Here is a 1,833-nt window from a genome sequence, read left to right as displayed (position 1 = left end):
GCTGCGGTGGCGCGTGTGTCGAGTACTGTGCCGCGGGGCCGCCAGGTGCGCTGTGCCGGTGTGCCGGCCAGGGGGGCGCGTACCAGGCGGCGGCCGTAGGCTCCGGAGCCGCCCAGGGCGATCTGGTCCGCGCGCGCCCGGCCCCCCCGCCCCCCCGGGGCGGGGGCTAGACCACCTGGTGGAGCCAGCGGACGGGGGCGCCCTCGCCCGCGTAGCGGAAGGGCTCCAGCTCGTCGTCCCAGGGCTTGCCGAGCAGTCTGGCGATCTCCGCCTCCAGGTCGGTCTCGCCGAGCGCGGACCGGGCCAGGGCGGCGCGCAGCCGGTCCTCGGGGATGAGGATGTCGCCGTGCATGCCGGTGACGGCGTGGAAGATGCCGAGCTCCGGGGTGGAGCTGTAGCGCTCGCCCTCGGCGGTCGGACAGGGTTCCGCGGTCACCTCGAAGCGCAGCAGGTGCCAGCCGCGCAGTGCGGAGGCGAGCTTCGACGCGGTGCCCGCTTCGGCCTGCCAGGAGAACTCGGCTCTCCAGGTGCCGGGGGAGGCGGGCTGCCTGATCCAGTCGAGGTTCACCCGCACCCCGAGCACGCCCGCAACAGCCCATTCCACGTGCGGGCAGAGCGCGCGCGGTGCGGAGTGCACGTACAGAACTCCACGTGTCGTCACCGGGACCTCCAGTGTGGGACGAGGTCGGGAATAAACTCCAGAAAACGGACAGAATGTGACGTGATGTAATGTAACGGAAATTTTTCGACATTGCGCAACGGGACCTGCGGCCGAAACGCCACGGGAAAAAGCTACCGTGCGCAGGGGGTCATGGTGTGACGTACGGTCGGTCCGAGGCCGCCAAACACCGAGCTTTCACTCAGCAGGACGCCCCCGGAGGACGTGGGGCGACGAGGAGGGAACCACCCGATGCGCACCACCGCCCCGCGACGCCGCGCGCGCCGGACACTCGCCGGAGCAGGCGCGGCGATCGTCGTCCTGGCCGGGGTGCTGACCGGGTGTCAGTCGGGCGGGTCGGCCACGGAGGGTGAGCGCGGGGCGCAGGCCGGGCCGCGCTGGAACACCGCCCCCGCCTCGATCGCCGCCGTCGGCGATTCCATCACGCGGGGTTTCGACGCCTGTTCGGTGCTGGCGGACTGCCCGGAGGTGTCCTGGGCCACCGGGAACGATCCCGCGGTGCAGTCCCTCGCCGCCCGGCTGCTCGGGGAGGCCGGGGTGCCGGCGCGCAGCTGGAACCTCGCGGTGACGGGCTCCCGGATGGCGGACCTGGCGGGGCAGCTGACCGCGGCCGCCGAGCACAAGCCCGACCTGGTCACGGTGATGGTGGGCTCGAACGACGCCTGCCGCCCGCTGGTTTCGTCGATGACGCCGGTGGCGGAGTTCCGGGCGGGGTTCGAGAAGGCCCTCTCGGGTCTGCGGGCGGCCTCGCCCGCTTCCGAGGTGTACGTCTCCAGCGTGCCGGACCTGCAGCGGCTGTGGGAGCAGGGCAAGGACAGCCCGATGGTGCGGCAGATCTGGAAGCTGGGGATCTGTCAGTCGATGCTGGCGGACCCGCTGTCGGCGGCGACCGGGGCGACGTCCCGGCGCGAGCAGGTCCGGGCGCGGGTGGTCGAGTACAACGAGGTGCTGCGCGAGGTCTGCGCGAAGGACGCCCTGTGCCGCTACGACGGCGGCGCGGTGTTCCAGTACCCCTTCGCCGCGGACCAGTTGAGCCGCTGGGACTGGTTCCACCCGGGCAAGGACGGTCAGGCCCGGCTCGCCGAGCTGGCGCACCGCCAGGTGACGGCGGCCGAGCCGCCGCGCTGACCCGAGGGCATGGGGACCGGGGGCTG

Annotated in this window: 2 protein-coding genes; one reads left to right on the top strand and one right to left on the bottom strand. The window is 72.8% G+C overall.

Translation table 11 applies throughout. From position 1 onward, the window contains the following. Positions 1-166: 166 nt before the first annotated feature. On the bottom strand, positions 167-661 hold the full coding sequence (locus ACFXA3_RS15595) for a DUF3145 domain-containing protein (protein WP_385187068.1): 495 nt from the start codon (positions 659-661) through the stop codon (positions 167-169). A gap of 249 nt (positions 662-910) precedes the next feature. Here ACFXA3_RS15595 and ACFXA3_RS15590 point away from each other — a divergent pair, with 249 nt between their 5' ends. Beyond that, the gene (locus ACFXA3_RS15590; protein WP_385187066.1) at positions 911-1,807 is read left to right on the top strand and encodes an SGNH/GDSL hydrolase family protein; all 897 of its coding nucleotides are present in this window, start codon (positions 911-913) and stop codon (positions 1,805-1,807) included. Positions 1,808-1,833: the final 26 nt, after the last annotated feature.

The sequence above is a fragment of the Streptomyces sp. NPDC059456 genome (genome assembly GCF_042750055.1).
Lineage (GTDB): Bacteria > Actinomycetota > Actinomycetes > Streptomycetales > Streptomycetaceae > Streptomyces.
This window is presented reverse-complemented; position numbering and strand designations above follow the sequence as displayed.